Origin of the sequence: Streptomyces lonarensis (genome assembly GCF_012033735.1) — a bacterium.
Classification (GTDB): Bacteria; Actinomycetota; Actinomycetes; order Streptomycetales; family Streptomycetaceae; genus Streptomyces; species Streptomyces lonarensis.
Genome location: NZ_JAAVJD010000256.1, coordinates 1 through 7,154 on the forward strand (window position 1 = coordinate 1; position 7,154 = coordinate 7,154).

Genomic DNA, 7,154 nt, shown 5'->3' on the forward strand with positions numbered 1-7,154 from the left:
GGGGCCCGGGCCGGCGTCCAGCACCAGCGCGACGGCGGCGTCCCGCGCCGGGCGGGTCCCGGCGACGGGGCACGGCGGCAGGGTGGACTGTTCGGCGACGACCACCAGGGCGCGGCGCCGGGCGCCGGACGCCAGTTGGCCGGTGGCGATCCGCAGCGCGGTGAAGGGCGCCGCGACGCCCTGCTCGGAGACGCCGAGGACGTGTGCGTCGTTGTCGGTCATGCCGGCGAGGAGGGCGCCCGCCATGGAGGCGTGGCGGCAGTCGGCGACGGTCATGGCGAAGACGATCAGGTCGACCTCCGCGAGCGCCTCGGGCCCGAGGGCCCGGCCCACGGCGCCGGCCATGTCGTGGTAGCTGACCGCGGGTGCCGACTCCAGCCATCCGTGGTCGAGTTCGCGGCCGGAGAGGAAGTTCCAGTGGCGCTTGTACGCCCACATGTCGTCCGGTTCGGTGCCGCGGTCCTCGCGGGTGAAGTGCAGGGTGAGGGCGCTGCTGAGACGGGGCGCCGCGGCGGGGCGGCCGCGGGAGGCGTCATCGCGCCGGAAGGAGGGCACCGGTCACCGGATCTCTGCGACGTAGCCGGCCAGGGACCCGACGGTCTCCAGGTGGTGCTGCTCCAGGCTCTCCGGGTCCACCTCCAGGTCCAGGGAGTCCTCCAGCGCCATCAGCAGGCTGAGGACGCTGGTGGAGTCGAGGTGCAGCTCGTCGAAGAGGCGGGTGGCGGGGGTGGCGTCGGGCAGCGGCTCGCCGAGCACCTCGGAGAGGGCGGCGACGACGGCGGTGACGTACTGCTGACCGGTGGCGGCGGCGGTGGTCATGGGGTGCTCCTTCGGGAGGGTCGGGGGCGGCCGCCGGGCGGCGGTCGCGGGCGTGGTGCGTGCGGGTGCGGGTGCGGGTGTGTGTGCGGGCGCGGTGGCGCCGGGCGCGTCAGGCGGCGGGGGCGGGGTCCGGGGCGGTGACGTCGTGCAGGATCTGGCTGCCGAGCAGCGACTCGGCGTCGTCCCGGCTGCGGACGAGGTGGGCGCGGCCGCCGTGGACCAGGACCTCGGCGGGGTAGCCGTGGCTGAGGAAGTACACCGGCGAGGCGGTCGGGCCGTAGGCCCCGGAGCGCTCCACGCCGACGATGTCGCCGGGCGCGAGGTCCTCGGGGAGGGCCACGGCCTTGCCGAGCGTGTCGTTGGGGGTGCACAGCGGGCCGGTGACGTTCCACGGGACCGCCTCGCCCGCGGCGGCGCGGTTGAGCAGCCGCATCGGGAAGTTGCGCTTGACGAACGAGCCGATGCCGACCGCCGCCATGTGGTGGTTGGTACCGCCGTCGGCGACGGCGAACCGCTCGCCCATGGACTCCTTGACGTACCGCACCCGCGCCGCGTAGGTGCCGCTGTGGCCGACGAGGTACCGGCCGAGCTCCATGACCAGCCGGGTCCCCGGGTGCCGGGCGACGAACCGCTCGAAGTGCGGGTTGACCAGCTCGGCGACCTCCACCGGGTCCAGGTCGCTCTCCCCGGGGAAGTACGCCACTCCCAGGCCGCCGCCGACGTCGACGACGTCCAGCGGGACGCCGAGCCGGTCGGCGAGCCGTTCCGCGAGGTCCAGGATGCGGGAGGTGTTCTCCTCGACCACGGCGGCGGAGAGGATGCGGGTGCCCATGTAGGTCTGGAAACCGCTCAGCCGCACGTGCGGGTGGCGGCCGGCGAGGTCCGGCGCGTCGAGCAGCGCCTGCTCGTCGATGCCGAACTGCCGGGGTTTGCCGCCCATCGTCAGTCCGCTGCCCTTGACGGCGAAGCTCGGGTTGACGCGCAGCGCCACGTCGGCGGTGCGGCCCAGTCCCGCGGCGATCTCGTCGATGAGCGCGAGCTCGCCGAACGACTCGCAGATCAGCGTCACCTGGTCCTTCAGGCAGGCGGTGATCTCGGTGCGGCTCTTCCCGGGGCCGAGGAACATCGTCCGCTCGGCGGGGACCCCGGCGCGCTGCGCGGTGACCAGCTCCGTCAGCGAGGAGACCTCCGCGCTCGCGCCCAGCGAGTGGAGCAGCGCGCAGACGCTGATGTTGGGGTTGGCTTTCAGCGAGTAGTACATCTCCACCGCGGGGTGCAGCGCCTCGCGCAGCCCGCGGTACTGGCGGGCGATGACGTCGCCGTCGTAGACGTAGAGCGGGGTGCCGAAGCGCTCGGCCAGTTCGGCGAAGCCGATGCCCTGCACGGTCGGCGTGGGGTCCGGGGCGCCGGCGGCGGCCGGGGCGGGGGTGGTGGTGTCACTCATGGTCGGCGTTCTCCTCGGCGAGGCGGTGGGCGATGGCGGTGTCCAGGGCGTCGAGTTCGGCCTCGTCGCGGGCGATCAGCAGGCCGTAGAGCCGCCCGTTGTGGGGGCCCTCGCCGGTCGCTGCGGCGTTGACGGTGGCGTGGTTGTTGACCAGCAGCCCCCGGCCGTCCTCGGCGGTCAGCAGCAGCTCGCCGAGGATGTCCCGGGTCCGTGCGAAGGGGCGGTGGCCGGCGGGGCGGATGTCGTACTGGCGGGCCGTCGCCAGCGAGCCCTGCCGGACGAACCGCTCCTGGAGCCGCGTCTGGTAGGTCGACATGTTGTTGCGGGCGTTGATCTCCAGCACGGGGAGCAGCTCGCCGTCGGCGGTGATGATGGCGTCCACGCCCACCGGGCCGTGGAACCCCTCGGCGGCGAGCCGGGCGCCGATCCGCTGCGCGGCGTCCTCGACCTCGGCTGCGTGGCGGTCCGAGATCCGCGCGGGGAACCGGTGGCCCTTGTGGACGCCGCGGTCGGTGATGGCCTCCTTGACGAAGTCGAAGCGGACGCCGCCGTCGACGGAGACGGTGAAGTGGTAGTTGAGGTCGACGGCCTTGTCGGCCCACTCCTCCACGACCAGCGACAACCACGGGTTGCCGGAGCGGGTGGCGGTGCGCTGGACCATGCGGACCAACTGCTGCATCCGCCGCTCGTCGTCGACGACGACGATGCCCTTGCCGGAGACCCCGTAGGCGTCCTTGACACCGACGCGCCGCCCGCCGGCCAGCGAGGTGGCGGCGGCCGCCCGGGCGACCTCCGCGAACTCCTCGGCGCTCTCGCACTCCCAGCCGCGGGCCTGCGCCAGACCGAGCTCGGTGGCGAGCCGGCGGCTGTAGATCTTGCTGTTGACCCTCTTGACCAGCGCCGCCGGCGGCAGCGCCGGGGTGAGCGAGGTCAGCGCGCAGAGCCGCTCCTCCAGCGCCGACATGCCGTGCGGCCACAACCGCGCGCCGCCCAGCGCCAGTTCGTGCAGCCGCTGCTGGAGCCGGGGGGAGGCCAGCGCGTCCACGGCCACGGTGTGCGCCGGGTCGTTGACGTCGGTCACCAGGATGCCGGGGAGGTCGAGCCCCAGGCCGTCGAGGTAGTCGAGATAGCCGTTGTCCGGGCGGGACTTGAGGACGACGTGGTCGCCGGCGCCCGCGAGGAGCAGGGCGAACTCGTCCATCCGGTTGACGATCGCCGCCGCCGACCGGCCGCCGACGCTCGGCAACCCGGTCTCGCCCTTGGCCCACTCGTCCTCGACCTCGAAGTTGCCGAGCAGGACGAACGGGGTGCCGGGTGCGGCGCCGCAGGCGGTCTTCACGCCCTCGGTGAAGGTCAGGGTCTGCTGGAGCATGGTGGGTCCCTCGGGGGTCAGTGGCGGAAGACCGCGGCGGAGTAGGTGGCGCCCAGACCGACGCCGACCATCAGGTAGAGGTCGCCGGGAGCGAGCAGCCCCCGCTCGCGGGCGGTGACGTGGTTGAGGAAGCTGTCGGCACCGAAGCAGTGGCCGCTGAACCGGACGTTCTCCAGGAACAGTTGCCGTTCGTCGAAGCCGTGGTCCTCGCAGAGCTTCCGCCACACCATGGTGTTGACGTTGTGCGGCAGGATCAGGCGCAGCTGCTCCATGGTGGTGCCGGCCGCGGCGGCCGCCTCGCGCAGTGTCTGCGCGAGCAGCACCTGGTGTTCGCGGAAGAAGTCCTTCTCCACCGGGTGCGGGGGGATGCCGTCGGCGAACCGGCCGCGGGTGTGGGTGACGTAGGAGAGCATTCGGTCGCGCTCGCCCCCGAGGCCGACCAGTACGGCGGCGGTGCCCTCGCCGAGGACGGTGGAGCGCGGCACGATCTGGAGGTCCTCGGTGGCGACCCGCTCCCCGGCCAGCACCAGTGCCAGCGCCTCGGGGTCGCCGTCGGCGGCGAGCATGTCGCCGACGAGGTGGACGGCGAGCAGTCCGGCGGCGCAGGCGTGCTGGGTGACGGTGAAGGCGACGGCGTTGGGCAGCCCCAGCACCCGGCACAGCTGCTCCGGCGGTTCCTCCGTCGACGCGGCCCCGGTGGCGATGGAGCGGGCCATCACCACGTAGCGGACCAGGTGTTCGCGGCCGCGCAGCATCGACAGCGAGCCGGCGGCCGCGGCGTGCAGCCGGTGGGTCTCCACACCCGGGGCGCGGTGCACGGTGTCGAGCCCGAAGTACCGGCGGAAGATCTTGATGTGCGGCATGTCGGCCTCGTTGCCGGCCTGCTCGATGGGGAGCGGGCTGCCGGGGAAGTGGCTCGCGACGTCGACCAGCGTGGTCATGCCGCCACCTCCCCGTCGGCCGGGGCGGCGACGACGGCGCCGGGCGCGGCCGCCGGCGCGGTGCCGGGCCACCACAGGTCCTCGGTCGCCAGGTCGGCCGCCCGGTACTTGCCCAGCGCGCTGATCAGCAGCCGCGCCTCCAGGGCCAGGGCGTCGGCGAGGCGGACCAGCCCGTCCCGCGGGTCCTCGTCGACCGCGACCAGCGCGGCCCGGCCGAGCCCGACAGCCCGCGCGCCCAGCGCCATGGCGCGCACCGCCCGGCCGCCCTCCCACATCCGGCCGGAGGCCAGCAGGCAGCGGTCGCCCGGTCCGCCGGCTGCGGCGATCCGGTCCAGGCACTCGGCGAGCGGCAGCCCGACGCCGGAGAGGAAGGAGTGCGGCGCCCATCCGGTGCCGCCCTCGGCACCGTCGACGGTCACCGCGTCCGCGCCGGCCTCCCAGGCGACCCGCGCCGCGTCCGCGACGTCCCGGCCGGGGTGGAGCTTCACCCAGATGCGGGCGAGCGGGAAGTTGTTCCGCATGAAGCGGAGTTGCTGGCGGACGATCTCCTCGGTGAAGGTGCCGGGGCTGGCGCAGCGCAGCTGCCGACCGCTGTGGGGCCCGAACACGTCCTGCAGGTCGAACCGTTCGGCCAGCCGGGCCGCCTCCGCCTCACCGGTGACGGTCATGCCGCCCAGCCCGGGCTTGGCGCCCTGCCCGATCTTGAGCTCGAAGCCGAGCCGCCCGGAGGCCAGCAGCGACTGGGAGTCGGGATCGGAGTAGACGAGGTTCCAGACCTCGGAGTCGGCGTCCTCGGTGCTCTGCTGGACCACGACGCCGCCGGTGCCGTCGGCCGCCTCGTCGCGGTAGGCGGCGATCCGCGACAGCAGCGCGGAGCGCTCCGCGTCGGGGCCACCGCGCCGGTACCCGTGGACGGGGACCATGTTCTCGCCGATGACCATCGGCAGCCCCAGCCGGGCCGCCTGCCGTCCCGCGGCCACCGAGAGGTCGCCGGAGCCGGCCCGCGTGGAGCCGAAGGCGGAGAGGTACAGCGGCAGCGAGGAGCGGAACCCGCCGACCGCGGTGGTGAGGTCGACGTCGTCGTGGCGGGGCTCCCGCGCCAGCTCGATCAGCTTCTCCAGCCGCCGCGGCATGAACACCGGCGGCACCAGCCGCGCCGTGTCCAACGCGTCGAGCGGGCCGGCCGGCGTCGTCCCGGCGGTGGCGCCGTACAGCAGGGAGCCGTAGCCCTCCGGGGCCGGGAAGGCCTCGGCGGTGCCGTTCCGGGCCCGGGCGCGGACGGCGTCCTCGGGGAACCCGGGTGCGCGCAGCGCGGTCACGGCGCCACCACCCCGGGGAGCTTCGGGTAGGCGCTGACCTGCCACAGGAAGTCGAGGCCGGTGAGGAACCGCACCAGCCGCTGCACGCCCATGCCGAAGCCGGCGGACGGCTCGATGCCCTCACGCGCGAGGTTCAGGTACCAGGCGTACTTGGCGGGGTTCTCGCCGCTCTCCCGCATCCGCGTCACCAGCGTCGCGTAGTCGGACTCCCGCTCGCTGCCGCTGACCAGCTCGCCGTAACCGCCGTGCGCGATCAGGTCGAAGTTCCGCAGCACACCGGGGCGTGCCGGGTCCTCGCGGTCGTAGAAGCCGCGGGAGCCCTTCGGGTAGTCGTTGACGAAGAACGGCCGGTCGGACTCCAGGGAGAGGACCTTCTCGCCCTCCCAGTCGATCTCGGCGTCGGCCGACTGCGGGTGGCCCAGCGCCCGCAGCCGCGCCACGGCCTCGGTGTGGGTGCACTCGCCGACCTTGCCGGAGAGCAGCTCGGCGAAGTCCAGGCGGTCCCGGCCCAGTCGTTCCAGCACCTCCGGCACGGCACGCCAGACGTGGTCGCTCACCTCGGTGAGCAGCCCGGCGACGACGGTCCGGATCGCGGCGCGGTCCGCGCCGGCCCACTCGACGTCGATCTGGTGGAACTCCACCAGGTGCCGCCCGGTGCCTGCCGTCTCCGGCGGCTCCACGCGGACGTTGGGGGCGATGTAGAACAGCTTCGGGAAGCCCTTGAGCGACGCCTGCTTGTAGAGGATCGCGCTGGTCATCAACTTGTAGGGTCGGCCGTAGTAGTCGACGTCCAGCGCCTTGGCGCCGCGGCCGCCCGGGTCGGTGACCGGGCCGACCAGTGGCGGCAGCAGCTCGACGAACCCCTGGCCGCGCAGGTAGCCGCGGGCGGCGTGCAGCGCCTCCTGCTGCACGAGCATCGCGTCGCGCAGCGCGGGGGTGCGCAGGTGGTCCCCGATCGGCGGGGGAAGCGGCGCCGGGGCGGCGGTTGCGCCCTCGGGCGTCACCGGCCCGTCGGCGGGGGGAGTGAGGGAGGCGGTCGGGTGCGGCATCTCTTCTCCGAGGTCGGGGGCGGGACGTGCGGGGAGGGCCGGCGCGCGGTGCCGCGCTGCCGGTGGTGCGGTCCGGGGCGCCGGGGCGGCGGCCGCCCCCGCACCGGTCGGCGGCGGGGACAGCGAGGTCTACCTCCAGGCGCGCGAGTTCGTCCGGGCGGTGCTCTCGCTGGACGAGAACGTGGGCCGCGCGCTGCGGGCCGCGTTCGC

The 7,154-nt window shown here is 74.3% G+C and carries 6 protein-coding genes and 1 pseudogene; all 7 read right to left on the reverse strand.

Annotated features, from left to right (window positions below):
- A pseudogene (locus tag HCN56_RS22035) lies at nucleotides 1-555 on the reverse strand (hypothetical protein); the annotation flags it as partial.
- Between the two features lie 3 nt (nucleotides 556-558).
- Nucleotides 559-819, reverse strand: a complete 261-nt coding sequence (locus tag HCN56_RS22040) for an acyl carrier protein (RefSeq protein ID WP_167973846.1) — start codon at nucleotides 817-819, stop codon at nucleotides 559-561.
- 109 nt (nucleotides 820-928) lie between these two features.
- Nucleotides 929-2,263, reverse strand: a complete 1,335-nt coding sequence (locus HCN56_RS22045) for an alanine racemase (protein ID WP_167973848.1) — start codon at nucleotides 2,261-2,263, stop codon at nucleotides 929-931.
- Nucleotides 2,256-3,635, reverse strand: a complete 1,380-nt coding sequence (locus tag HCN56_RS22050; RefSeq protein ID WP_167973850.1) for a preATP grasp domain-containing protein — start codon at nucleotides 3,633-3,635, stop codon at nucleotides 2,256-2,258. The genes HCN56_RS22045 and HCN56_RS22050 overlap by 8 nt, the downstream gene beginning before the upstream one ends.
- Before the next feature lie 17 nt (nucleotides 3,636-3,652).
- Nucleotides 3,653-4,576, reverse strand: a complete 924-nt coding sequence (locus tag HCN56_RS22055; protein ID WP_167973852.1) for a 3-oxoacyl-[acyl-carrier-protein] synthase III C-terminal domain-containing protein — start codon at nucleotides 4,574-4,576, stop codon at nucleotides 3,653-3,655.
- Entirely contained in the window at nucleotides 4,573-5,895 is a 1,323-nt protein-coding gene (locus tag HCN56_RS22060; protein WP_167973854.1) for a glutamate synthase-related protein, read from the reverse strand. The genes HCN56_RS22055 and HCN56_RS22060 overlap by 4 nt, the downstream gene beginning before the upstream one ends.
- Nucleotides 5,892-6,944, reverse strand: coding sequence for an asparagine synthetase A (locus tag HCN56_RS22065; protein WP_167973856.1), 1,053 nt, complete (start codon nucleotides 6,942-6,944; stop codon nucleotides 5,892-5,894). The genes HCN56_RS22060 and HCN56_RS22065 overlap by 4 nt, the downstream gene beginning before the upstream one ends.
- Nucleotides 6,945-7,154: the final 210 nt, after the last annotated feature.